The sequence below is a fragment of the Streptomyces fuscichromogenes genome (assembly GCF_014645815.1).
Taxonomy (GTDB): Bacteria; Actinomycetota; Actinomycetes; order Streptomycetales; family Streptomycetaceae; genus Streptomyces; species Streptomyces fuscichromogenes.
Genome location: NZ_BMML01000002.1, coordinates 486,427 through 510,799, shown reverse-complemented (window position 1 = coordinate 510,799; position 24,373 = coordinate 486,427). Strand labels below are relative to the sequence as shown.

At 72.5% G+C, this 24,373-nt stretch carries 21 protein-coding genes; 3 read left to right on the top strand and 18 right to left on the bottom strand.

The genetic code is table 11. The annotated features are described in order from the left end of the window. Positions 1–4: 4 nt before the first annotated feature. From IEZ11_RS06035 to hrcA, 6 genes are all read right to left on the bottom strand, one after another. A complete protein-coding gene (locus IEZ11_RS06035; RefSeq protein WP_189261515.1) occupies positions 5–604 on the bottom strand; it encodes a hypothetical protein in 600 nt (199 codons plus the stop codon). Positions 605–696: 92 nt separating this feature from the next. After that, positions 697–1,089: a VOC family protein gene (locus IEZ11_RS06030; RefSeq protein WP_189261514.1), complete on the bottom strand. Its 393-nt coding sequence runs from the start codon at positions 1,087–1,089 to the stop codon at positions 697–699. A gap of 29 nt (positions 1,090–1,118) precedes the next feature. Next, complete coding sequence (locus tag IEZ11_RS06025) at positions 1,119–1,877, bottom strand: 16S rRNA (uracil(1498)-N(3))-methyltransferase (protein ID WP_189261513.1); 759 nt, start codon at positions 1,875–1,877, stop codon at positions 1,119–1,121. Beyond that, on the bottom strand, positions 1,874–2,956 hold the full coding sequence (locus tag IEZ11_RS06020) for a nitronate monooxygenase (RefSeq protein WP_189261512.1): 1,083 nt from the start codon (positions 2,954–2,956) through the stop codon (positions 1,874–1,876). Before IEZ11_RS06020 ends, IEZ11_RS06025 begins: the two co-directional genes overlap by 4 nt. 269 nt (positions 2,957–3,225) lie before the next feature. After that, the gene (gene dnaJ / locus IEZ11_RS06015) at positions 3,226–4,362 is read right to left on the bottom strand and encodes a molecular chaperone DnaJ (RefSeq protein WP_189261511.1); all 1,137 of its coding nucleotides are present in this window, start codon (positions 4,360–4,362) and stop codon (positions 3,226–3,228) included. Next, complete coding sequence (hrcA, locus tag IEZ11_RS06010) at positions 4,363–5,379, bottom strand: heat-inducible transcriptional repressor HrcA (protein WP_189261748.1); 1,017 nt, start codon at positions 5,377–5,379, stop codon at positions 4,363–4,365. 172 nt (positions 5,380–5,551) lie between these two features. Here hrcA and IEZ11_RS06005 point away from each other — a divergent pair, with 172 nt between their 5' ends. Both IEZ11_RS06005 and IEZ11_RS06000 read left to right on the top strand, forming a co-directional pair. After that, a complete protein-coding gene (locus tag IEZ11_RS06005) occupies positions 5,552–6,274 on the top strand; it encodes an MBL fold metallo-hydrolase (RefSeq protein ID WP_189261510.1) in 723 nt (240 codons plus the stop codon). 34 nt (positions 6,275–6,308) lie between these two features. Continuing rightward, the gene (locus IEZ11_RS06000; protein ID WP_189261509.1) at positions 6,309–7,115 is read left to right on the top strand and encodes a DUF3097 domain-containing protein; all 807 of its coding nucleotides are present in this window, start codon (positions 6,309–6,311) and stop codon (positions 7,113–7,115) included. Positions 7,116–7,241: 126 nt separating this feature from the next. On the opposite strand, the gene hemW is transcribed toward IEZ11_RS06000, so the two are convergent. The 4 genes from hemW to lepA form a co-directional block, all read right to left on the bottom strand. Then, positions 7,242–8,474 carry a radical SAM family heme chaperone HemW gene (hemW, locus tag IEZ11_RS05995; RefSeq protein ID WP_189261508.1) on the bottom strand — a complete coding sequence of 411 codons (1,233 nt, stop codon included), beginning with the start codon at positions 8,472–8,474 and terminating at the stop codon, positions 7,242–7,244. A gap of 40 nt (positions 8,475–8,514) precedes the next feature. After that, positions 8,515–10,458, bottom strand: coding sequence for a SpoIIE family protein phosphatase (locus IEZ11_RS05990; protein WP_189261507.1), 1,944 nt, complete (start codon positions 10,456–10,458; stop codon positions 8,515–8,517). Between the two features lie 348 nt (positions 10,459–10,806). After that, positions 10,807–12,681 (bottom strand): AMP-dependent synthetase/ligase, encoded by a 1,875-nt coding sequence (locus tag IEZ11_RS05985; protein ID WP_189261506.1) that lies wholly within the window; start codon positions 12,679–12,681, stop codon positions 10,807–10,809. A gap of 282 nt (positions 12,682–12,963) precedes the next feature. Next, positions 12,964–14,838: a translation elongation factor 4 gene (gene lepA, locus IEZ11_RS05980; protein ID WP_189261505.1), complete on the bottom strand. Its 1,875-nt coding sequence runs from the start codon at positions 14,836–14,838 to the stop codon at positions 12,964–12,966. A gap of 221 nt (positions 14,839–15,059) precedes the next feature. On the opposite strand from lepA, the gene rpsT reads away from it, so the two are divergent. Beyond that, positions 15,060–15,326 carry a 30S ribosomal protein S20 gene (gene rpsT / locus IEZ11_RS05975; protein WP_189261504.1) on the top strand — a complete coding sequence of 89 codons (267 nt, stop codon included), beginning with the start codon at positions 15,060–15,062 and terminating at the stop codon, positions 15,324–15,326. Positions 15,327–15,551: 225 nt separating this feature from the next. On the opposite strand, the gene holA is transcribed toward rpsT, so the two are convergent. The 8 genes from holA to IEZ11_RS05935 all read right to left on the bottom strand — a co-directional run bounded on the left by holA (position 15,552) and on the right by IEZ11_RS05935 (position 24,354). Next, on the bottom strand, positions 15,552–16,541 hold the full coding sequence (holA, locus tag IEZ11_RS05970) for a DNA polymerase III subunit delta (RefSeq protein ID WP_189261503.1): 990 nt from the start codon (positions 16,539–16,541) through the stop codon (positions 15,552–15,554). A gap of 72 nt (positions 16,542–16,613) precedes the next feature. Next, on the bottom strand, positions 16,614–16,859 hold the full coding sequence (locus IEZ11_RS05965) for a hypothetical protein (protein ID WP_189261502.1): 246 nt from the start codon (positions 16,857–16,859) through the stop codon (positions 16,614–16,616). Positions 16,860–16,921: 62 nt separating this feature from the next. Then, the gene (locus tag IEZ11_RS05960) at positions 16,922–17,803 is read right to left on the bottom strand and encodes a YceI family protein (protein WP_189261501.1); all 882 of its coding nucleotides are present in this window, start codon (positions 17,801–17,803) and stop codon (positions 16,922–16,924) included. Between the two features lie 192 nt (positions 17,804–17,995). Further along, positions 17,996–18,847 (bottom strand): arylamine N-acetyltransferase family protein, encoded by an 852-nt coding sequence (locus IEZ11_RS05955; protein WP_189261747.1) that lies wholly within the window; start codon positions 18,845–18,847, stop codon positions 17,996–17,998. A 13-nt stretch (positions 18,848–18,860) separates the two neighbouring features. Further along, on the bottom strand, positions 18,861–21,434 hold the full coding sequence (locus IEZ11_RS05950; RefSeq protein ID WP_189261500.1) for a ComEC/Rec2 family competence protein: 2,574 nt from the start codon (positions 21,432–21,434) through the stop codon (positions 18,861–18,863). Next, positions 21,431–22,576, bottom strand: coding sequence for a ComEA family DNA-binding protein (locus IEZ11_RS05945; RefSeq protein WP_189261499.1), 1,146 nt, complete (start codon positions 22,574–22,576; stop codon positions 21,431–21,433). The genes IEZ11_RS05950 and IEZ11_RS05945 overlap by 4 nt, the downstream gene beginning before the upstream one ends. 131 nt (positions 22,577–22,707) lie before the next feature. After that, a complete protein-coding gene (locus IEZ11_RS05940; protein ID WP_189261498.1) occupies positions 22,708–23,553 on the bottom strand; it encodes a DegV family protein in 846 nt (281 codons plus the stop codon). A 72-nt stretch (positions 23,554–23,625) separates the two neighbouring features. Continuing rightward, positions 23,626–24,354 carry a hypothetical protein gene (locus IEZ11_RS05935; protein WP_189261497.1) on the bottom strand — a complete coding sequence of 243 codons (729 nt, stop codon included), beginning with the start codon at positions 24,352–24,354 and terminating at the stop codon, positions 23,626–23,628. Positions 24,355–24,373 lie beyond the last annotated feature (19 nt).

Here is a 24,373-nt window from a genome sequence, read left to right as displayed (position 1 = left end):
TCGATCACTTGCCCTGCACCGGCCAGCACTTGGGGTCGCCCTGGCACCAGACGGTCTTCGTGACGGTCACGGTGGGGCCGGGCCGCTGTCCGTAGGTGGGCGGCCGGTAGGTGCTGTACGTCGGTCCGGGCGTGGCGTCGCAGTCGCCCAGCCCGTTCACCCGGAACCACTCCTTGCCGCCGACCTCGGCGACGAGGCTGCCGCGCACACAGGCCCCGCTGACGGCCTTGGTCACCCGGCCGGTGACGGTGATGCTCCGGCCGTCCTTGGTCCGGCCCTGGCAGTCGACGGAGACGACGGTGGTGGCGGTGGCCGACGGTGTCCTCGTGGCCTTGGCGGTCTTCGTGCTCGCCGTGCTCGCCGTGCTCGCCGTGGCCTTCGGCGCCGAGCCGTAGGAGCCGGTGCAGGTGAGCCAGTTGACGTCGACGTGCTGGCGTTTCAGCTCGGCGGTGGCGGTCACGTCGGTGGTGTAGGCGACCGTCGCGGAGTTCAGATCGCTCGGCCGGCAGGCCGCCGCACCACCCACGGCGATCAGCGCGAGCCCTGTCACGGCCGCCACCCTGGTCCCGCGCGGCCGGCGCCAAATCCGCCTCAATGCCCCCATGGAGGGCAGCCTGCCACTGTCTCGCCGGTGGCGGTAGGGGACATACGGCCACTCACGTGTTCGGAGAGGTCCCCGTGCGGGTGGCCCGGCCCTCAGGTGCGCAGCAGCAGCCACTCCTGCAGTTCCACCAGGTTCCCCTCCGGGTCCTTGAGGTGGGCGACCCGCATGCGTTCCGTCATCGGCGCCGGCCCGTGCACCAGGACCGCGCCCCGTCCGACGATCTGCTCGCAGTAGCCGTCGAGGTCGTCGACGCGCAGCACCACCAGCGAACGGTGCCCGCTCGCCGCGTCCCCCAACTCACCCAGTATCGCGGCCATCATGGCCCGGTCCTGGAGGGCGATCCCCGCCGACCCGGCGTGCGGGCTGAACTTCTCGTACGGCCCCTCGCTCGCCCCCGACTGCGGCCTCAGCCCGAGCACCTCGGCGTAGAACCGGTAGCAGGCGGCGAAGTCGGCGACGAGGAGCCGGACTTGGGCGAGTTCCACGGTATGTCCCCCAGGGTGGTGCGGTCGGTTCAGGACCACCGGCCGGTGCGCCCCAGCAGCAGGGCCGCGGCCGCCGTTCCGGCGGTGGACGTGCGCATCACGGTAGGTCCCAGGGTGTACGCCTTGGCGCCCGCCTCCTCGAAAAGCGCCACCTCGTCCCGGGCGACGCCCCCTTCGGGCCCGACGACCAGCACGATCTCGCCCTCGGTGGGCAGCGGGACCTGCGCGAGGGGCTCGCTGCCGTGCTCGAAGTCGGAGTGCAGGACGGCGGCGAGGTCGGCCCCGGCGAGAAGTGCGGCCACCTGCTTGGTCGTCGCGGCGTCCGCGACCTGCGGGAAACGCACCCGGCGGGACTGCTTGCCGGCCTCGCGGGCGGTGGCCCGCCACTTGCCGAGGGCCTTCAGTCCCCGGTCGCCCTTCCACTGGGTGATGCAGCGGGCGGCCTGCCAGGGCACGATCACGTCGACGCCGACCTCGGTCATGGTCTCCACGGCCACCTCCCCCCGGTCCCCCTTGGGAAGCGCCTGGACGACGGTGATCCGGGGCCGCGGCGGGGGCTCCTCGTGAACGCTCTGCAGGCCCGTCACCACCAGCCGGTCCTTGCCCTCGGCGGCCCGCACGACGCCCTCCGCCCAACGCCCGCGGCCGTCGGTGAGGATGACGTCCTCGCCGGGCCGCAGCCGCTTCACGGAGACGGCGTGCCGCCCCTCGGGCCCGTCCAGGACGACCTCCCCACCGGAGAAGTCGGGCACCACCAGCGGATCCAGCACGAACACGGGAGCGGTCATGCCTGCTCGCCCTCCCCCTTGATCGACAACGCTGTCGACGCGGCGGCGAGTTCCTCCGCGAGGGTCTCCACCAGCTGTCCGGCGGGCAGCTCGCGGGCCATCCGGTGCCCCTGTCCGGCCCACAGGGCCATGCCCTGCGCGTCCCCGGCCCGCGCGGCGGCCTTGCGCAGCGGGGAGGTGAGGTGGTGGACCTCCGGGTAGGCGGCGGGCGCGTACGGGCCGTGCTCGCGCATGAACCGGTTGACCAGGCCGCGGGCGGGCCGCCCGGAGAACGCCCGGGTCAGCGCGGTCCGGGTGAACAGCGGGTCGGTGAGCGCCTGCTTGTGCAGGTCGGCGGCGCCGGACTCGGGGGTGGCCAGGAAGGCCGTGCCCAGCTGCGCGGCGCTCGCCCCCGCGGCCAGCACGGCCGCGATCTGGCTGCCGTGCATGATGCCGCCGGCGGCGACGACCGGGATGGCGACGCTCTCCCGTACCTGCGCGACCAGCGACAGCAGCCCGATCCCGGACCCGTCGTTCTCCGGCACGTCCCGGTGGGTGCCCTGATGGCCGCCGGCCTCCACGCCCTGCGCGATCACCGCGTCGGCCCCGGCCCGCTCGACGGCCAGGGCCTCCTCGGCGGTGGTGGCGGTGACCAGGGTGAACGTCCCGGCGCGGCGCAGCGAGTCCAGCGCCTCGGGACTCGGCACGCCGAAGTGGAAGGAGACGACGGCGACCGGGTTGTCGAGCAGCACGGCCAGCTTGGCCTCGTAGCCGTCGTCCCGGCCGCTGTCCGGGTCACCGAGCTCGGTCTCGTACCAGGCGGCCTCACCGGCCAGCTGATGCGCGTAGACCTCCACGGCCCCGGACTCGGCGTACTCCGGCTGCGGCATGAACAGATTCACGCCGAAGGGACGCCCGGTCAGCCCCCGCAGTTGCTTGATCTCCTGGTACATCCCGTCGGCGGTCTTGTACCCGGCAGCGACGAACCCCAGCCCGCCCGCCTCGGACACGGCAGCGGCGAGCTGCGGCACGGAGACCCCGCCTGCCATGGGGGCCTGCACGATCGGAAGGGGGAAGAGATCGGTCAGTGCGGAGGACATGACGGCATGTTGTCACGTCCTCCGAACAAGACCGAATCGGCCCGCCCCCTGTACCCACCCCCACCTCACAGCCGACCGAACCGAGGACGAACCTCGCCTCTCCATCGACCGAGCCGAGGGTGAACCTCGCCTCTTCATCGGCCGAGCCGAGGGGCGGGCTCGCCTCTTCATCGGCCGAGTCGGGTGGTGGGTGGGCAGGGGTCCCGGGGGTCCAGGGGGCGGAGCCCCCTGGTGGGGTCGAAGGGGCGAAGCCCCTTCACGGCGCCCCGTCAACGCCCGTTGAACGCGTCCTTCAACCGGCTGAACAGCCCTTGCTGGCCGGGCTGGAACTGCCCCGTCGGTCGCTCCTCACCCCGCAGCTTCGCCAGCTCCCGCAACAACCGCTCCTGCTCGGGATCCAACTTCGTCGGCGTCATGACCTCGACATGCACGATCAGGTCACCCCGCCCGCCGCCCCGCAGATGCGTCACCCCACGCCCGTGCAGCGGAATCGACTGCCCGGACTGGGTGCCCGGCCGGATGTCGACCTCCTCCAGCCCGTCCAGCGTCTCCAGCGGCACCTTCGTACCGAGCGACGCCGCCGTCATCGGGATCGTCACCGTGCAGTGCAGATCGTCCCCGCGCCGCTGGAACGTGGAGTGCGGCAGCTCGTGGATCTCGACGTACAGATCACCCGCGGGACCGCCGCCCGGCCCGACCTCGCCCTCACCGGCGAGCTGGATCCGCGTGCCGTTGTCGACACCGGCCGGGATCTTCACGGTCAGCGTCCGCCGCGACCGTACCCGCCCGTCACCCGCGCACTCGGGGCACGGCGTCGGCACGACCGTCCCGAAGCCCTGGCACTGCGGACACGGCCGCGAGGTCATGACCTGCCCGAGGAAGGACCGCGTCACCTGCGAGACCTCGCCCCGGCCCCGGCACATGTCACACGTCTGGGCGGAGGTGCCCGGCGCCGCGCCCTCACCGTTGCAGGTGTTGCAGACGACCGCCGTGTCGACCTGGATGTCCTTGGTCGTACCGAAGGCCGCCTCGTCGAGCTCGACCTCGATCCGGATCATCGCGTCCTGGCCGCGCCGCGTCCGCGACCTCGGCCCGCGCTGGGACGCCGTACCGAAGAACGCGTCCATGATGTCCGAGAAGTTCCCGAACCCACCGGCCCCGAAGCCGCCCGCGCCCGCGCCGCCGCTCTGCGACAGCGGATCCCCGCCGAGGTCGTAGACCTGCTTCTTCTGCGGGTCGGAGAGCACCTCGTAGGCGGCGTTGATCTCCTTGAACCGCTCCTGGGTCTTCGGATCCGGGTTGACGTCCGGGTGCAGCTCGCGTGCGAGCCGACGGAAGGCCTTCTTGATCTCTTCCTGCGACGCGTCGCGGCGCACGCCGAGAACGGCGTAGTAGTCCGTGGCCACTTACGACTCCGCCAGGATCTGTCCGACGTACCGTGCCACCGCTCGTACCGCTCCCATCGTTCCCGGGTAATCCATGCGGGTCGGTCCGACCACGCCGAGTTTGGCGACTGCCTCGCCGCCCGAACCGTAGCCGACCGACACCACTGACGTGGAGTTGAGTCCCTCGTAGGCGTTCTCGTGACCGATGCGTACGGTCATGCCCGAATCCCCCGCCTCGCCCATGAGTTTGAGGAGAACGACATGTTCCTCCAGGGCTTCCAGGACGGGCCGGATCATGAGGGGAAAGTCATGTCCGAAGCGGGTGAGATTGGCGGTGCCGCCGATCATCAACCGCTCCTCGTTCTCCTCGACGAGCGTCTCCAGCAGGGTGGAGAGCACCGCCGAGACCGCGCCGCGGTCCTCTGCCTCGAAGGCCTCCGGCAGATCCTCCACCAGCCGGGGCACGTCCGAGAACCGGCGCCCCGCGACCCGGCTGTTCAGCCGTGCCCGCAGATCCGCCAGAGACGTCTCCCCGAACGGCGCCGGGCAGTCGACCATCCGCTGCTCGACCCGCCCGGTGTCGGTGATCAGCACCAGCATCAGCCGGGCCGGAGCCAGCGAGAGCAGTTCCACGTGCCGCACGGTGGACCGCGTCAGCGACGGGTACTGCACGACCGCCACCTGCCGGGTCAGCTGCGCCAGCAGCCGCACGGTCCGCGCCACCACGTCGTCGAGGTCGACGGCGCCGTCGAGGAAGTTCTGGATGGCCCGCCGCTCGGGCGCGCTCATCGGTTTGACACCGGCCAGCTTGTCGACGAACAGCCGGTAGCCCTTGTCGGTGGGGATCCGCCCGGCACTGGTGTGCGGCTGGGCGATGAATCCCTCGTCCTCCAGGGCGGCCATGTCGTTGCGCACGGTCGCCGGGGAGACCCCGAGGTTGTGCCGCTCGGTCAGCGCCTTCGAACCCACCGGTTCCTCGGTGCCGACATAGTCCTGGACGATGGCGCGCAACACCTGAAGCCTGCGTTCACTCAGCATCTCGCGCCACACCTCCAGAAAGTCGTCCCCGTGGCCTTTCGGGTCCTTCGGGCCTTTCGTCTGGCACTCGGCGAGCGCGAGTGCCAGCATCCCCGGCCCAGTGTACGGCCGTGGGGTACTGACTGGGCAAGGTCGGTCGGGACCTACGGCGTTCTACGGCTAGCGTCGCGGCATGACGGTGACTTGGGAAGAGCTGGGCTGGGAGCAGCTGGCCGAAGGGGTCGGCCGCTGTCGGCTGCCGGGCTGGGACTGCACGGCGGGGCTGGTCCTCGGCGCGGGCACGGCCCTGATGGTGGACGCCGGGTCGAGCCTGGCGGAGGGCGCGCGGTTGCGCATGGAGGCGCAGGCGCTGGCCGACCGCCGTGTGACCCATCTCGCGCTCACCCATCCGCACTTCGACCACGTCTTCGGGGCCGCCGCCTTCGCAGGCGCGAACCTGTACGCGGCGGTGGGCACGGACGCCGTCCTCGCGTACGACCGCGAGGAACTCCGTCTGGACGCGATCCGCAACGGCCTGCCGGCCCCGGAGGCCGAGGAGGCGGCGGACGCCCTCCCCCTCCCCCGCCGCCTGGTCTGCGGCGAGTGGACCCTCGACCTCGGCGACGGCCGCCAGGCCCTGCTGGCCGACGTGGGCCCCGGCCACACCCCCCACGATCTCGCCGTCCTCGTCCCCGGCGACCCCGAGGTGGTCTTCTGCGGCGACCTGGTCGAGGAGTCCGGCGACCCGCAGGCCGGCCCCGACGCCGTACCGTCGCGGTGGCCCGCCGCCCTGGACCGCCTGCTGGCGCTCGGCGGCGATCGCGCCCGGTACGTTCCCGGTCACGGAGCGGTGGTGGACGCGGCGTTCGTCCGGGCACAGCGCGACGCCCTGGCGGCCCGCTTCGGCGTGTCGTAGGCGGACCGGATCGGCTTCTCCTATCGTCATCCGAATGCGCCAGTACTCCGCCGATCTGACCCCGCCGTGGAAGAAGCCGAAGCCGGTGCCCGAGGTGGCCGCCGAACCCGGTCTGGTGGTCGAGGAGCCCGGTACCGGCTTCTGCGGCGCGGTGATCCGCTGCGAGGCGGGCACGGTCACCCTGGAGGACCGTTTCGGCAAGCACCGCGTCTTCCCGCTGGAGCCGCGCGGTTTCCTCCTGGAGGGCCGCGTCGTCACCCTCGTACGCCCCACGTCCGCGGGGCCGGTGCGCCCCTCGCGCACCGCTTCCGGCTCGGTCGCCGTCCCCGGCGCACGCGCGCGTGTCGCCCGCGCGGGCCGCATCTACGTGGAGGGCCGGCACGACGCGGAACTGGTCGAGAAGGTCTGGGGCGACGACCTGCGCATCGAGGGCGTGGTCGTGGAGTACCTGGAGGGCGTCGACGACCTCCCCGCGATCGTCGCCGAGTTCGCCCCCGGCCCCGACGCCCGTCTCGGCGTCCTCGTCGACCACCTGCTGCCCGGCACCAAGGAGTGGCGCATCGCCGGGTCGGTCACCAGCGACCACGCCCTGGTCGTCGGCCACCCCTACATCGACATCTGGGAGGCGGTGAAGCCGTCCTGCCTGGGCATCGACTCCTGGCCCCGCGTCCCGCACGGCCAGGACTGGAAGACGGGCGTCTGCCGCGCCCTGGGCTGGCCCACGGACAACACCGGCGCCGTATGGCAGGCGATCCTCGCCCGCGTGAACTCCTACAAGGACCTGGAGCCGGAGCTGCTGGGATGTGTCGAGCGTCTCATCGACCATGTGACCGTGCCCTGAATGATGCCGAGCCGTTGATCCTCCGGGACCGGTGCACTGCTCTCCGCCCGCGCGGAGGTGGTCCGTCGATCAGTTCGTCCACACGGCCGAGCACGTCATGCTCCCCGCTGTCGCGGGGGTGACCCTTCAGTCCACCAGGTCCCGCACCACCGCGTCCGCCAGCAACCGCCCCCGCAGCGTCAGCACGGCCCGGCCCTCCTCGTAAGGGCCTTTCTCCAGCAGCTCGTCCGCGAGCGCCCGGCGTGCAGCCTTCAGGCCCTCCTCCCGCAGGAGCGAGAGCGGCACCCCCTCCCGCAGCCGCAGCTCCAGCAGGATCCGCTCCACCCGCCGGTCCTCGTCCGTCAGGACCTCGCGCCCGGCCCCCGGCGACCGCCCCGACGCCAGCGCCGCCGCGTACGCCCCCGGATGCTTCACGTTCCACCAGCGCACCCCGCCCACGTGCGAGTGCGCCCCCGGCCCGGCGCCCCACCAGTCGGCGCCCCGCCAGTACAGCTCGTTGTGCAGGCAGCGGCCCGCCTGCGAGGTCGCCCAGTTGGACACCTCGTACCAGTCGAAGCCCGCCCCGGCCAGCACCGAGTCGGCGATCAGGTAGCGGTCGGCGTGGACGTCGTCGTCGGTCATCGGGACCTCGCCCCGCCGGATCCGCCGGGCCAGCTGGGTGCCCTCCTCGATGATCAGCGCGTACGCCGACACATGGTCCGGCCCGGCCCCGATCGCCGCGTCCAGCGAGGCCCGCCAGTCGTCGTCGGACTCGCCCGGGGTGCCGTAGATCAGGTCCAGGTTCACGTGCTCGAAGCCGGCCGCGCGGGCCTCCGCGACGCACGCCTCGGGGCGTCCGGGGGTGTGCGTCCGGTCGAGCACCCGCAGCACGTGCTGCCTCGCGCTCTGCATGCCGAAGGAGATCCGGTTGAAGCCGCCCTCGCGCAGCGCCGCCAGGTACGCCGGGTCGACGGACTCCGGGTTCGCCTCCGTCGTGACCTCCGCGTCGGCCGCGAGCCCGAACTCGTCGCGGATCGCGCCCAGCATCCGTACGAGATCGGCGGCGGCCAGCAGCGTCGGCGTACCGCCCCCGACGAACACGGTCCGCACCTCGCGCGGATCGTCGCCCAGGACCTTCCGCGCCAGCCTGACCTCGTCGATCAGCGTGTCCGCGTAGTTGTCCCGGGAGGCGAGGACACCGCCGGTGCCGCGCAGCTCGGTCGCCGTGTACGTGTTGAAGTCGCAGTAACCGCAGCGGGTCGCGCAGTAGGGGACGTGCAGGTAGAACCCGAGGGGGCGGGCGGCGGCACCGGCGAGCGCGGACGCGGGGAGCGTGCCGTCGTCGGGAACGGGCTCGCCGTCGGGGAGTGCGGAAGGCATGTCCTCCATTGTCCCGCACCGCTGTCCCCCACCTGTCCGGTCACTCCGCCTGGAGCACCAGCAGCGCCAGGTCGTCCTCCGGCTGGCCGCCGCCGAACTCGTGGACGAGCCGCCTGATGCGTTCGGCGATCAGGTCGGCGCTCAGCCCCGCACACCCGGCGTACGCCCGCGCGAGCCCGTCGCCGTCGTCGAACTGGCGGCTGCCGGAGCGGCGCTCGGTGACCCCGTCGGTCACGCACAGCAGGCTGTCGCCGGGCGCGAGCTCGATCGTCTCGCTGGTGTACGTCTCGTCCTCGACGACCCCGAGGAGGGTCTGCGGACGGGCGGCGGTGCGGACCTCGCCGTCGGGACCGAGGACCAGCGGCAGCGGGTGCCCCGCGGAGGCGAGGGTGCAGCGGATGCCACCGCCGTCCAGGGGCGTGAGCTCGCCGAACAGCAGGGAGAGGAAACGGGTCTGCGGGCCGTCGCCGGGCGGCAGGGTGCGGCCGCCGGCGGCGACCAGGGCGCGGGCCGCGGCGTCGGCGGCCTCGGTGGCGTCGTCGAGGAGGAGCTGGTTGAGCCGGTCCAGGACGTCGGCCACCCGGTACCCCTCGCGGGCGAGGAGCCGCAGCCAGGGCCGGGCGAGGCCGATCACGACGGCGGCCTCGGGGCCCTTGCCCTGGACGTCGCCGACGGCGAAGCACCAGCGGCCGTCACCGGCCGGGAAGAGGTCGTAGAAGTCACCACTGGGACCGCCCTTGTCACAGGGCTCGTAGACGAGCGCGCTGCGCACACCCGGGATCTCCGCGACCGCGCCGGGCAGCAGCCCGCGCTGGAGCACGGCGCTGATGGTGGCCTGGCGGGCGTACTGGCGGGCCGCGCCGATGGCCAGGGCGACCCGGCGGCCGAAGTCCTCCACCAGCCCGGTGATCTCGTCGGGGAAGCCGTCCGGGCCCGAACGGCCGATGACGAGCGTGCCGAGCGGACGGCCGCCCGCGATCAGCCGGTAGGCGAGCGCCGACCCGAGGACGCCCTGCGGACCGAGCGCCGCGCCGGGCCAGGCATACGGCTCGGGCCCGGACCGTAAGCCGCCCGTCGCGCTCGGCGGGTCCTTCTCCAGGGCTCGGCGCAGCTCCTCGATGCGGTTCTCGCTGCCGTGCCAGACCCGGGCCAGCCGCGGGCCGCCCGCACCCGCCGCATCGCCCCAGCCGCCCCCGCGGACGGTGGCCTCGTCCTCCAGCCACACAGCGCACCAGTCGGCGAGCCGCGGCACGATCAGCTGGCCGGTGAGCGCGGCCACCAGGTTCTCGTCCAGCTGCCCGGCGAGCAGGTCGGAGGCCTCGGCGAGGAAGGACAGCGCGCCCCGGTTGAGCCAGTCCCGGTCACGCTCGGGGCGATGGGAGCAGCCCCCGCCCTCCCCGCCGGCCGCGTGCGGGGGCGGCTCGGGCGCGAGGATCTCGGCGACCTTCAGCTGCTGCTCGTCGGGGAGCGTGCCGCCGCGGCCGGTCAGCCGCGCCCACACCGACTTCGCGCCGGTGCGGTACGTCACCCCCCAGGACTCGGCGAGCGAGGCCACCAGCCGCAGCCCGCGCCCGAACTCCGGGGTCTCGTACGGCGTCTCGCCCGGGTGGTCGCGGGGCGCGCGGGAGGGATGGTGGTCGGTGACCTCGACGACGAACGCCGTCTCCTCCCCGTCCTCCAGCCACCAGTCGACCTCGACCTCCGTGCCGGCGCGCACGACGGCGTTGGTGACGAGTTCGCTGACGACGACCATGGCGTCCTCCGCGACCCGCCGCTGCTCCGGGCAGAGGAGTCCGCGGTCGGTCCACTCCTCGAAGGAGGCGCGCACCAGGGCGCGGGCGGAACCGGGCGCGAGGGGGCTTCCGGGCAGGGTCGCGCGCCCCTGCGCACTCGGGCCCGCTATGTCGTGCGCGGGCGCCGCGTCGTGCGCAGGCGCCTCACGGACCCGGGAGACGATCTCCCGTTGCGTGGGTATGGCCCCCATGTCCAGCTCCCCGGGCAGTTCGGACGAATACATCCCGATCGTTGCGGACAGAGTGACAGACTGACTGCGCCCATAAGCACCGAGTTACCGAAGTGGGCAGCCATGGGTGAGAACAGTGCTACGCGTGTGCTCGAAGACGGACAGAAAACGCAACAACTCCGAGCATCTGGTCGACGGCACGCAGGACAACCCGACGGCACTGAAGGCCGTTTCCGGGATCGGCGGGTCCTCGTCGTAGCAACGCTTAAGAGAAGAAGCCGGGGAGCTGAGCAGAGCTGAGCGGTCCGACGAAAGGGCGTGGGGAGCCGCTCGACCAGCTCCCCACGCCCCGCACCCGACGACGAACCTCTAGGCCTCCCGCGTCCCCGCGTACATCTCGTCGATGAGGTGCTTGTACTCCCGCTCCACGACCGGCCTCTTCAGCTTCAGACTCGGCGTGATCTCGCCGTGCTCCACGTCCAGGTCCCGGGGCAGCAGCCGGAACTTCTTGATGGTCTGCCACTTCTGCAGGCCCTCGTTGAGCTGCTTGACGTACGCCTCGACCATCGCGACGGTCACCGGCGCGGCCACCACGTCGGCATAGGGTTTGCCGTCCAGGCCGTTCTCCTTGGCCCATTCCAGGATCGCGGCCTCGTCGAGGGCGATCAGGGCGGTGCAGAAGTTCCGGTCGGCACCGTGCACGAGGATGTTGGAGACGTAGGGGCAGACCGCCTTGAACTGTCCCTCGACCTCGGCGGGCGCGATGTACTTGCCGCCGGACGTCTTGATGAGGTCCTTCTTGCGGTCGGTGATCCGCAGATAGCCGTCGGGAGACAGTTCGCCGATGTCACCAGTGTGGAACCACCCGTCGGCCTCCAGGACCTCCGCCGTCTTCTCGGGCAGCCCGTGGTAGCCCTGCATGATGCCGGGGCCGCGCAGCAGGATCTCCCCGTCGTCGGCGATCCGCACCTCGCAGCCGGGCAGCGGCTTGCCGACCGTACCGGTGCGGTAGGCCTCGCCGGGGTTCACGAAGGACGCGGCGGAGGACTCGGTGAGCCCGTAGCCCTCCAGGATGTGCACGCCGGCGCCGGCGAAGAAGTAGCCGATCTCGGGCGCCAGGGCGGCCGACCCGGAGACACAGGCCCGCAGCCGCCCGCCGAAGGCCTCCCGCAGCTTGGAGTAGACGAGCCCGTCGGCGACCTTGTGCTTGGCGGCGAGCCCGAAGGGCGCGGTCGCGGCACCGGTGCGGCGGAAGTTGTCCTGGGTGACCTTGGCGTACTCGCGGGCGACCTCCGCCGCCCACTGGAAGATCTTGTACTTGGCGGCACCGCCCGCGCGGGCCTTCGCGGCCACGCCGTTGTAGACCTTCTCGAAGATGCGCGGCACGGCGGCCATGTACGTCGGCTGCACGACCGGCAGATTTTCGATGATCTTGTCGACGCGGCCGTCGACGGCGGTGACGTGGCCGACCTCGATCTGCCCGGAGGTGAGCACCTTGCCGAAGACGTGGGCGAGCGGCAGCCACAGGTACTGCACGTCCTCGGCGCTGATCAGCCCGGTCGCGGCGATCGCCTTCGCCATGTACGACCAGTTGTCCTGCGGCAGCCGTACGCCCTTGGGACGGCCGGTGGTGCCGGAGGTGTAGATGAGGGTGGCGAGCTGGTCCTTGGTGATCGCGCCGACCCGCTCCTTGATCAGCTCGGGGTGCTTCTCCAGGTGCTTGGCGCCGCGCTGCTCCAGTTCGGCGAGCGTGATCACCCAGTCGCCGGTCTCGACGCCGGCCGGGTCGATGACGACGACCTGGGTGAGCTCGGGCAGCTCGGCGCGCTTCTCGACGGCCTTGGCGACCTGCGCCGCGTCCTCCGCGATCAGGACCCGGCTCGCGGAGTCGGAGAGGATGAACGCCGACTCCTCGGCGTTGGTCTGCGGGTAGACGGTCGTGGTGGCCGCTCCCGCGCACAGGATGCCGAGGTCGGCGAGGATCCACTCGACGCGGGTGGAGGCGGCGAGGGCGACCCGCTGTTCGGGCTCGATGCCGAGTTCGATGAGGCCGGCCGCGATCGCGTAGACCCGCTCGGCCGCCTGCGCCCAGCTGAGCGACCTCCAGTCGTCCGGACCCTGACCGGAGGCCGCGGGCACCGGGTAGCGGTAGGCCTCGGCGTCCGGTGTGGCCGCCACGCGATCCAGGAAGAGGGCCGCCACGGACGGCGGTCGGTTCTCGATCAGTGTCTGTGTGTCGGTCACGACATCCTCCGGGGCCCGCGACAGTGCGGCTGGCTCAGTGCGGCTGGGATTTACTCACGGTGGGGTTCGCGCTGGTCGTTCTGGTTGTTTAACTCGCGAGTAACTAGCGAGCAGGGATCAGACTAAGCCGCGACCGGCCCGTACGTAAGGGGCATCGGCCTGTCTGTTTCTCCGCATGACACACGCAGAGCGACGCTACCCACGCGTAGGGGTCCGCCGCACTTTCGTACGGCAGACCCCCGTTGCGGCCGATTTACGGCAGTAACCGATTGTTACCCGTGGTTACTTCTTGCTCTTGGCCGATCCCGCGCTGTCATCGCTGGAGAGCACCGCGATGAAGGCCTCCTGCGGAACCTCCACGGAACCCACCATCTTCATCCGCTTCTTGCCTTCCTTCTGCTTCTCCAGCAGCTTCCGCTTACGCGAGATGTCACCGCCGTAGCACTTGGCGAGGACGTCCTTGCGGATCGCGCGGATGGTCTCGCGGGCGATCACCCGGGAGCCGATGGCGGCCTGGATGGGCACCTCGAAGGCCTGCCGCGGGATCAGCTCGCGCAGCTTGGCGACCAGCCGTACGCCGTACGCGTAGGCCGCATCCTTGTGGGTGATCGCCGAGAACGCGTCGACCTTGTCGCCGTGCAGCAGGATGTCGACCTTGACCAGGCTGGAGGTCTGCTCGCCGGTGGGCTCGTAGTCCAGCGAGGCGTAACCGCGGGTCTTCGACTTCAGTTGGTCGAAGAAGTCGAAGACGATCTCCGCGAGGGGGAGCGTGTAGCGGATCTCCACCCGGTCCTCGGACAGGTAGTCCATCCCGAGCAGGGTGCCGCGCCGGGTCTGGCACAGTTCCATGATCGAACCGATGAACTCCGTCGGCGCGAGGATCGTGGCCCGCACGACGGGCTCGTACACCTCGTTGATCTTCCCCTCGGGGAATTCGCTCGGGTTGGTGACCGTGAACTCGGTCCGGTCCTCCATGACCACGCGGTAGACCACGTTCGGCGCGGTGGCGATGAGGTCCAGCCCGAACTCGCGCTCCAGCCGCTCCCGGATCACGTCCAGGTGCAGCAGACCGAGGAAACCGACCCGGAAACCGAAGCCGAGCGCGGCGGAGGTCTCCGGCTCGTAGACGAGCGCGGCGTCGTTGAGCTGGAGCTTGTCGAGGGCCTCGCGCAGCTCGGGGTAGTCGGAGCCGTCCAGCGGATACAGACCGGAGAAGACCATCGGCTTCGGGTCCTTGTAACCGCCGAGAGCCTCGGTGGCGCCCTTGTTCTGGCTGGTGACGGTGTCACCGACCTTGGACTGCCGGACGTCCTTCACACCCGTGATCAGGTAACCCACCTCGCCGACGCCGAGTCCGTCGGCGGACAGCATCTCCGGCGAGTTGGTACCGATCTCCAGCAGTTCGTGGGTGGCGCCCGTCGACATCATCTTGATGCGCTCGCGCTTGTTGAGCTGGCCGTCGATGACACGGACGTACGTCACGACACCGCGGTAGGAGTCGTAGACCGAGTCGAAGATCATGGCACGCGCGGGCGCGTCGGCGACGCCGACCGGCGCCGGGATCTCCTTGACGACCTTGTTCAGCAGGGCGTCCACACCGAGGCCGGTCTTGGCGGAGACCCGCAGCACGTCCTCCGGCTCGCAGCCGACCAGGTTCGCCAGTTCCTCGGCGAACTTCTCCGGCTGCGCGGCCGGCAGGTCGATCTTGTTGAGCACGGGGATGATCGTGAGCTCGTTCTCCATCGCCAGGTAGAGGTTGGCGAGGGTCTGCGCCTCGATGCCCTGGGCGGCGTCGACGAGGAGCACGGTCCCCTCGCAGGCCGCCAGCGACCGCGAGACCTCGTACGTGAAGTCGACGTGCCCCGGGGTGTCGATCATGTTGAGGATGTGCGTGCTGCCCTGGTCCGGGCCCTCCGTCGGGGCCCAGGGCAGACGCACCGCCTGGGACTTGATCGTGATGCCGCGCTCGCGCTCGATGTCCATCCGGTCGAGGTACTGAGCACGCATCTGCCGCTGCTCGACCACACCGGTCAGCTGGAGCATCCGGTCGGCGAGAGTGGACTTGCCGTGGTCGATGTGCGCGATGATGCAGAAATTGCGGATCAGAGCCGGGGCGGTACGGCTCGGCTCGGGCACATTGTTAGGGGTCGCGGGCACGCAGGGTCCTGTCTCTTGAGGCGCCTTATGCCTCGGGTCGGATCAATACGTAGTCTCCATGGTCCCATGGCGGGCGACCGGAGACCGGTTTGGGCCGTGGTGCTGCTCGCTGGTAACGTGGGCGGCTGTGTCTCATACCCTCTCAGCGCGAGGCACGTCTTCAAGAAATCATCGGCACGGGACCTTCACGGCCCCGCGCCAGAACCTGAAAAGGCTCTTTCGTGGCGAACATCAAGTCCCAGATCAAGCGGATCAAGACCAACGAGAAGGCTCGGCTGCGCAACAAGGCCGTCAAGTCCTCCCTGAAGACCGCGGTCCGCAAGGCCCGTGAGGCCGCTGCCGCGGGTGACGTCGAGAAGGCCACCGAGCTGCAGCGCGCTGCCGCGCGTGCGCTCGACAAGGCCGTCTCGAAGGGCGTCATCCACAAGAACCAGGCCGCCAACAAGAAGTCGGCGCTTGCTTCCAAGGTTGCTTCCCTCAACGGCTGACACTTGATTTGACGCCGGCAGGACCCGGGCGGGCCCTCTCTCATCCGCCCCCGGCCGGCATCCCAGGATCGACGCGCGGCCTGCGTTCGCCACGCGGGCGTCGATCGACAGCCTGAACCGAGAGCCCCGGCGCCTCCCTTCCCCAGGGCGGACGCCGGGGCTCTCGGCATGCCCGGGCACCCCCGCTTCCCCGGCCGGGCGGCCCCTGCTCCCCGCCGCCGCCCGTTACCCCCGCCCTCGCGACCGCGCCGCCAGCGCGATCGTCACCACGGCCTTCTCCAGGGCGTACTCGGGGTCGTCCCCGCCGCCCTTCACGCCCGCGTCCGCCTCGGCGACCGCCCGCAGCGCCACCGCGACCCCGTCCGGCGTCCACCCGCGCATCTGCTGCCGTACCCGGTCGATCTTCCACGGCGGCATCCCGAGCTCCCGCGCGAGATCGGCGGGCCGCCCGCCCCGCGCCCCCGCCAGCTTGCCGATCGCCCGTACGCCCTGTGCGAGCGCGCTCGTGATCATCACCGGGGCGACGCCTGTCGCCAGCGACCAGCGCAGCGCCTCCAGCGCCTCCGCGGTACGGCCCTCCACGGCCCGGTCGGCCACGGTGAAGCTCGACGCCTCGGCCCGCCCGGTGTAGTACCGCCCGACGACGGCCTCGTCGATGGTGCCCTCGACGTCCGCGGCGAGCTGGGTCACCGCCGACGCGAGCTCGCGCAGATCGCTGCCGATGGCGTCGACGAGCGCCTGGCAGGCCTCGGGCGTGGCGGACCGCCCGAGCACCCGGAACTCGCTCCGCACGAAGGCGAGCCGGTCCGCCGGCTTGGTCATCTTCGGGCAGGCGACCTCCCGCGCCCCCGCCTTGCGCGCCGCGTCCAGCAGCCCCTTGCCCTTGACCCCGCCCGCGTGCAGCAGCACGAGGGTGATCTCCTCGGCGGGCGTCCCGAGGTACGCCTTCACGTCCTTGACGGTGTCGGCGGACAGGTCCTGCGCGTTGCGTACGACCACCACCTTGCGCTCCGCGAAGAGCGACGGGCTGGTCAGCTCGGCGAGGGTGCCGGGCTGCAACTGGTCGGGATTCAGGTCCCGTACGTCCGTGTCGGCGTCGGCGGCCCGTGCGGCGGCCACCACCTGCTGCACGGCACGGTCGAGCAGCAGGTCCTCCTGGCCCACGGCCAGCGTCACCGGGGCGAGCGGATCATCATCAGCAGTCTTCTTGGCCATCGCGCCAAGCATCCCACGGCCCACTGACAACGCGGCCGGCCGCGCGCGCCCCGCCCCGGGCCGCCCGCGCTCCTACGGTTCCTCCCGCCACCCGTCCCACTCCCCCGCGAACTCGTCCAGCTCCGCCGGGTCCAGCCGCCCCTGCTCGTCCCGGAGCAGCACCAGCCACTGGGCGTCCTCCGCGTCGTCCTCCCCCGCGAGCGCGTCCCGCACCAGGCGCGGTTCCTCGTCGACCCCGAACCGCTCCCCGAGGGCCTCCGAGGCCTCCTCCGCCGCGTCCCGGTCCGGCAGCACCAGCACATGTCTCACATCGCTCACGGCCCCATTCTCGGGCACCGCCGGCCACCGCGACCGAGGGGGTAAGGGCCGGTGCGGCCGGTTCAGCCCTTCGGGACGATCTGCACGTCCAGGTCGACGCGGATGCTGGGCCCGACCACCGCGATCCCGCGGGCCAGCATGGTCTGCCAGCTCACGGTGAAGTCGTCCCGGTGGAGTTCGGTGGTGGCCCGGCAGGCGGCTCGCACCTCGCCCTCCATGCCGTTGCCGAGCCCGAGGTACTCCGTGTCGAGGGTGACCGTGCGCGTCACGCCGTGCAGGGACAGCGCCCCGGTGACGGCCCACCTGGCGCCGCCCCTGTGCACGAACCGTTCGCTGTAGAACTCCAGCGTCGGAAACCGCTGCACGTCCAGGAAGTCAGCCGACCGCAGATGGTCGTCGCGCATCCGCACGCCCGTGTCGATGGTCGCCGCGTCGATCACCACGTGCATGGCGGACCGCTCCATCTGCTCGGCGATCCGCACCGCGCCCGCGAACGAGTTGAACCGCCCGTGGATCCGGGCCAGTCCGATGTGCCGGGCGGTGAAACCGATCGAGGAATGCGTCTGCTCGATCTCCCAGTCCCCCGGCGCCGGCAGCTCCGGCGGCTGGGCGACCTGGAGGGTCACGTCACCGAGCGAGGCGAGGCTGTTCTCGCCGACCTGCGCGGTGGCCCGGTACGGCGTGAACCCCTCGGCGGACACCGCCAGCCGGTACTCCCCGGCCGGCACGGTCGTCACGAAGGACCCGTAGGGATCCGTGCCCCCGCTGACCACCGTGCGCCCCATGGTGTCGCTGACCGCGAACTCCGCGTTCGTCACCGGTTCGCTGACCGGGTCGAGCACCCGGCAGCTCAGCACCCCCGCGTCGGGCGGAGTCTGCACCGCCGCGAGGGGGCTCGTCCGCTGCACCCGGTTCGTTCGGTTTCCTGCCAAGCGGCCGAACATCCTCGCCACCCCTGTACGCCTCGTCACCGTCCGTTGCCGAAGAAACATTCGATCACTGATGCGGCTTTCGAGGCAACACGGGCCCACATCGCGGGAATCCAGCGCATGCGCCGGAACTACCCATGAGTAGCACGCTACGCGCCAGTAGAACCGTGTTCTCCCACGGCACCCAATTCAGCCATTCTGGCTTCTTTACCCCGGCTTTCGCACAGTCGGCACACGGTCCAGCCCGATCCCGAACCGCTCCCGGTAGACCCCGAGCACCTCCGCGTCCCCTTCCAACTCCCGCACCGCCCGTGCCCCGTCGGCCGCCGTCTCCGTCAGCGTCCGCCCGCCGAGCGTGATCCGCCCGCCGTCCTCGGTGACCCGGGAACAGACCAGCGACTGTGTGAAGTGCGACGACGGCGAGGTGCTGTGCCACCACGCCCCGGCCGTGAAGTCCCCGAGCACCCTCGGCCGGACCTCCAGGCGGTACTGCGGCAGCCCGTCACGCAACACGTCCAGGTCCCCGGCCGACACGCTCTCCTCGCCCCGCGCACCCGCTCCCGCTCCCGCTCCCGCTCCCGCCGCGTCCGGGCCGGCTTCCGTGATCCGGAACGTCCCACCGGGATCGGCCTGTTCACCCCGCTCCGCGAACGCCAGCGGGTAGTGGCTGTGCGTCCCGAACCCCACGTCGGCGAGCCACTCGTCACCGTCCACCGTCCGCACCCGCAGCGCGAGATGGTCGTACGGGATCCCGAGCCGCCCCTCCTCCCCGTACACCCGCGCCGCCAGCGGCGTCACCTCGAAACCCAGCTCCGTCAGCAACACCGAGAAGGCGCCGTTGAGTTCGTAGCAGAACCCGCCCCGGCCCGCACCCACCACCTTGTCCAGCAGCCGCTTCTCCTCCAGCACGATCTCCTCGCCGAGGTGGATCGACAGGTTCTCGAAGGGCACGCTCCGCAGATGCCGCAGATGCAGCTCACGCAGGGCCCCGGCGGTGGGTCGGTCCGGACGGGCCGCCCTGATCCGGCGGAGGTAGGCGTCGATCTGCGCGGGGTTCACGGAGTTCATGCCCTCAGTCTCGCGCCACGCGCAACTCCCCCGCCGCCCCGCCCCTGCCGCCGCCGGTCACGGCCAGCGCCCCGTCCCGGTCGGTGCGCAGCACCACCGCCCCCACGGCCCGCAGTTCGGCCACCGTGCCCGGTGCCGGATGCCCATAGGGGTTGTCCGCCCCGCACGAGATGAGTGCGACCCGCGGCGCCACCAGCCGCAACAACCCCGGATCCTGGTACGCGGACCCGTGATGGGCCACCTTCAGCACATCCACCCGGGACAGTGCGGCGGCGGCCGGTGATCTCAGCAGCTCCTGCTGCGCCGGGGGTTCGAGGTCCCCGAGCAGCAGTATCCGCAGTCCGGCCGAGCGGACCAGCAGGGCGACACTGGCATCGTTGGGTCCGTCCGGTTCGGGGGCCGGATCCGGAGGCGGCCACAGCACCCGCCAGTCCAGCGACCCGGTCCTGCGCCGCTCCCCGGCGACCGCCCGCGTGACCGGGACCCGGTGCTCGGCGGCCTGCCTCCTGACGAACTCTGCCTGGTCCGCGGGCTCCTCGAACCCGGTCGTCTCGATCTGCGCCACCTCACGCCCGCGCAGCACCCCGGGCAGCCCCGCGACATGGTCGGCATGGAAATGGGTCAGGACGACGAGCGGGATCCGGGTGATGCCGAGTTCCCGCAGACAGCGGTCGACCAGCGCCGGATCGGGCCCGGCGTCCACGACCACCCCGGTGCCCGCGCCCGCCGCGAGCACGGTCGCGTCACCCTGCCCGACGTCGCACATCGCCAGCCGCCAGCCGGGCGGCGGCCAGCCCGTGATCACCCGGGTCAGCGGCACCGGCCGCACCACCAGCAGCACGAGCAGCACCCCCAGCGCCCCGCACCACCACGGATGCCGCAGCAACCGGCGCCCCAGCAGGACGACGACCACCGTCACCCCGGCCAGCAGCAGCGCCCCCGTCCAGCTCCCGGGCCAGTCCACTCCCGCACCCGGCAGCCCGGCCCCGGTCCGGGCGATCCACGCGATCCACCCGGCCGGCCAACTCGCGCACCACGCCAGCACCTTGGCCACCGGCATCGCCACCGGAGCCGCCGCGAGCGCCCCGAACCCCAGGACCGTGGCCGGCGCGACCGCGATCTCCGCCAGCAGGTTGCAGGGCACCGCCACCAGACTCACCCGCGCGGACAGCACCGCGACCACCGGCCCGCACACCGCCTGCGCGGCCGCTGCCGCCGCCAGCCCCTCGGCCAGCCGCTCCGGGATCCCGCGCCGCCGCAGCGCCTCGCTCCACCCGGGCGCCAGCAGCAGCAGCGAACCGGTGGCCAGCACCGACAGCAGGAAGCCGTAACTGCGGGCCAGCCAAGGGTCGTACAGCACCAGCAGCAGGACCGCCGTCGCCAGCGCCGGGACCAGGGACCTGCGGCGGCCGGTCGCCAGGGCGAGCAGAGCGACCGCGCCACAGGCCGCGGCCCGCAGCACGCTGGGGTCCGGCCGGCACACGACGACGAAGGCGAGCGTGAGCGCCGACGCGAACAGTGCGGTCGCCCGCAGCGACAGCCCGAGACGCGGGGCGAGCCCCCGGCGTTCGGTCTGCTGGGCCAGCCCCGGCGGCCCGATGAGCAGGGCGAGCAGGATGGTGAGGTTGCTGCCCGACACCGCGAGGGTGTGCGCGAGGTCGGTCGCCTCGAACGCCTCGTCCAGTTCCGGAGTGATCCGTGAGGTGTCCCCGACGACCAGCCCGGGCAGCAGCGCCCGCGCGTCCTCGGGCAGCCCGTCGGTCGCCTCCCGCAGCCCGGCCCGCAGCCGCCCGGCCAGCCGCTGCGGCCCGCTCGGCTCCTCCACCACCGCCGGCGCGGGGCGCTCCCGCACCCGCAGCATCGCCGCCACCCGGTCCCCGCCGGTCGTGGCCGGCGCCAGCCGCCCGCTCACCCGCAGCCGCGTGGAGGGCAGCAGCCGGAGCCACCGCGCCCGGCCGCCACCACCGGGCGCCCGTACCCCCGTGTCCACGACCACCAGCACCGGAGAACGCGTCGTCAGCGCGGTCCCGTCGCCGCGCTCCACCCGCCGCACCTCGCCACGCACCAGCACGGCCGCCGAAGTGGCGTGGTCCCCCCGCACACGCGGCCCGGCGGTCCAGGGGTCGCCCGTCAGCTCCACCTCCGCGGTCACGGTGGCGTACTCGCGGGCCAGCGCGGGAACCGGGCCACGGCGCACGTCCGCCCCGTGCAGTCCCGCGGAGGCGGCCGCCCCGGCGACGCAGAGGAGGAGCGCGCCGACCGAGGCCCGCCGCCAGGCCGGCCGGGCGGACCCGACGCCGGCGGTGGGTGCCCCCGGTCGCGTACGCACCCGGCGGAGCCGCAGCAGGATCAACCCGGCGACCAGGCAGACGACGGCGGTCCCGGCCGTCCATCCCTGCGGCGCGTCCAGCGCCCACGCCGCCGTCGCCCAGACGGCCAGCGCGGGCGGCACCAGCCGCAGGTCGGCCCGCGCGTCCCGCCCGGCGTGCCCGTCCCCGGGCCGCCGCTCCGGGCCGGCGTGCACCGTCCGACGTTCGGCCACCGGTCCCGGTGCCGCACCGTCGGTGACGCGACTCATGGCCGGACCAGGTCCCGCAGGTCGGAGTAGCGGCGGTCGCCGATGCCCTTGACCTGACGCAGTTCGTCCACCGAGCGGAAACCGGCGTGCTGGGTGCGGAAGTCGATGATGTGCTGGGCCAGCACCGGGCCGACTCCGGGCAGGGCGTCGAGCTGTTCCACGGTCGCCGTGTTCAGGGAGACCGGGGCGGTCGGGCCCGCCCCCTGCACGACACCCCCCACGCCCTGGCCGGGTGCGGCCGGCGGGGCGGGGCCTCCGACGACGATCTGTTCCCCGTCCGTCAGGAAGCGGGCGCGGTTGAGTCCGTCGGTGTCCGTACCAGGCCGCACCCCGCCCGCCACCCGCAGGGCGTCGGTCACCCGGGACCCGGCCGGCAGCGTGTGGACCCCCGGGTCGCGGACCTTCCCGGTGACATCCACCACGATCTCCGCACCCGACCTGCCGGTTCCGCCGGACTCACCGGGCCCGCCGGAGCCGTTGTGCGCGCCGGGCGCCGCGGCGGTACCGGCTCCGGCGGCCGGGGCCTGCTCCCCTTCTCCGCTCTTCTCGTACGGTGCCTGCGCGCGCACCACCTCCGGGGCGCTCACGGACTCGGTCCGGCCTGTCCAGAAGTGCTGCACGGCCAGCGCCGTGGCCACGACGAGGACCACCCCGAGGGCGACCGCGCCCCGGCGCTCCAGCCCGCAGCGCGTCTGGAGCCACACCGGCATCCGCTCCCGTACGGCCAGCCCGACCCGGGACCGCAGCCCCGGCAGCGTCGGCTGGCGCCGTGCGGTGGCCTCGCCGGCCAGGACGCGGGCCGACGACATCACGGCCGCCGCCGTGGACAGCGCCGCCGCGGCGGTGCGCACTCCGGCGCCGGCCGTGCGCACCGCGGTGGTGGCCGCGGTCAGTCCGGTCGCCGCACCGGTGCCGGTCACCGTTTCGGCGATGGGCGGCCCTTGTCCCGGCCCCGGCCTGGCGACGGCCCGTTCGCCGAAGAGGAGTTCCGCCCGGCGGCGCAGTTCGTCCGCCGGGGCGGGGCGGTGCCGGATACGGGGCCGGACCGGGGACCGCCGGTGCCGGGTCCGGCCGTCGGAGGTGGGGCCCCGGCCCGGGCCACTGGTCGCATGTGTCTGGTGTGAGCGTGATCGAAGTGCCATGCGACGAGGATCGGGCTTCCCGCCGATCCGCGATGATCTTGATCAGTTTCCGTGGACCGCGGCCGAGTTGTGGATAACTCCGCCACCCGCACGGGTGAGGATGCCGAGGCTCGCGCCCCCGGATCCACAGGTCAGCGCAGTGAGACGACCGCGCCGAGCAGCCCGGGGCCGGTGTGCGCCCCGATGACCGCGCCGACCTCGCTCACATGCAGCTCGGCGAGCCCTGGCACCCGCGCCCGCAGCCGGTCGGCGAGAGCCGCGGCACGGTCCGGGGCGGCGAGATGGTGTACGGCGATGTCCACCTCGGCGCCGCCCGCCCGCTCCGCGGTGAGCTCCTCGAGGCGTGCGATGGCCCGGGATGCCGTACGGACCTTCTCCAGGAGTTCGATCCGGCCGCCCTCCAGCTGGAGCAGGGGCTTCACGGCGAGCGCCGAACCCAGCAGGGCCTGGGCGGCGCCGATGCGGCCACCGCGGCGCAGGTAGTCGAGGGTGTCGACGTAGAAGTAGGCGGACGTGCCGGCGGCCCGTTTCTCCGCTGCCGTGACCGCCTCGTCGACGGTGCCGCCCGCCTCGGCGACCTCGGCCGCCGCGAGCGCGCAGAAACCGAGGGCCATCGCGACCATCCCGGTATCCACCACCCGCACCGGGACGGGTGCCTCACGGGCCGCGACGACCGCCGCGTCGTAGGTGCCCGACAGTTCGGCGGACAGGTGGAGCGAGACGATGCCGCAGGCCCCGGCCTCGGCGACCCTGCGGTAGGTTTCGGCGAACACCTCCGGGCTGGGCCGGGAGGTAGTGACGGGGCGCCGCTTCTGCAAGGCCTGGGCCAGGGAGCGGGTCGAGATCTCGGTGCCCTCTTCGAGCGCCCGGTCGCCGAGGACCACGGTCAGGGGGACCGCGGTGATGCCGTGGCGCTCCACCGTCCGCGGCGGCAGGTAGGCCGTTGAATCGGTGACGATCGCGACATGGCGGGACATGAGCTGGAGGTTACCTGGCGTAGCCCGGGCGCGGCAGCCCGCCCCCGGCCGCCCGGACCAGGACCGGCCGTGTCAAGTGGTGCTCTCCGGCCGGGGCTTCTTCTGCCAGGGATACGCCCGAGGCCGGCCGGGCGGGGTGATCGCGGGCTGCACCGGCTCGTCGGCCGCGGCGGACCGGGGTTGCCCGGGCCAGGTCTGACGGTCACCGGGGCCGGCGGCGGCCTCGGGCCACGGCGGGGTCTGCGTGACCGGGTCCGGCCGGGTCCAGTGCCGCAGGGCGTCCGCCTCGACGCCGATCTGGGTGCTCAAGGTGTCCAGATCGTCGTCGGCGAAACGGCGGGCCCGGTCGCGTGCGGCCCAGCGCAACGCGTCCGCGGACTCCGTGATGCGCTCGGTGCGGCGGCGCAGCTCGGGCAGGCGCGTGGCGAGGGTGGCCCGGTCCGGTTCGGACTCCAGACGCCTGAGTTCGCCGTCCAGTTCCTGGCCGTGTGCGCTCAGGCGCTGGAAGAGGCCGAGGGACTCCTTCAGCGACTCGTCGTCGGCCACGCCCGCGTGCAACGCGTCCTGGGTGGCCCGCATCGAGGTGCGCAGGGTGAGCCGGAGCTGGGCGATCTCGCCCGCCGGGCCGATCTGGACCATGGACTTGGCGCGCAGCGTGTGGTCCTCGACCGTGCGCCGGGCCTGGGTGATCGTACGGTCCACCCCGCGCTTGGCGGCGCCGACCGCCTTGAAGGTGACGTACGCCCCACCGGCGACGAAGAGCAGGAAGAGCACGGCGAACACGGCGATCACTGTTTCCACGGTGCTCCTCCTCGCTGCC